This window comes from Corallococcus praedator (assembly GCF_003612125.1).
Lineage (GTDB): Bacteria > Myxococcota > Myxococcia > Myxococcales > Myxococcaceae > Corallococcus > Corallococcus praedator.
The window spans coordinates 1-423 of the sequence record NZ_RAWI01001175.1 but is presented as its reverse complement, the minus strand read 5'-3'; the positions used below and the strand labels follow the sequence as shown (position 1 = coordinate 423).

The 423-nt window shown below is 63.4% G+C and carries 1 protein-coding gene; it reads right to left on the bottom strand.

All coding sequences use genetic code 11. The annotated features are described in order from the left end of the window. Positions 1–423: ABC transporter substrate-binding protein (locus tag D7Y13_RS43600; protein WP_244222495.1), on the bottom strand; the 423-nt coding region annotated here is incomplete at both ends.

The window sequence follows — 423 nt, the reverse complement described above, 5'->3', positions numbered from 1 at the left end:
CCAGGCCATAGGGCTCCGTCAGGACCATGACGAAGCTCTTGTCGTCGACCGGCGTCAACTCCTTCACCATCGAGAACAACTTCTGGCCCATCGCGTCCTTGGGCGCCCAGCGCTGCAGCGAGGCGATGCAGTCGGCGGAGGTGACCGGCGCGCCGTCGTGGAACTTGAGGCCGTCGCGCAGGGTGAAGGTGTAGGTGAGCTTGTCGTCGCTGATCTTCCAGCCTTCGAGCATCTGCGGCTGCACCGCGAGCTTCTCGTCCATGGCCAGCAACGTGTCGTAGACCATGTAGCCGTAGTTGCGGACGTTGTAGGCCGAGGTCCAGATCGGATCGATGATCTTGATGTCGGCATGCATGACCGCTCGGATCGTCTGCGCCTGTGCGGAAACCGAAAGCAACGTCGCCACCGTGGCGCCCAGCGCCC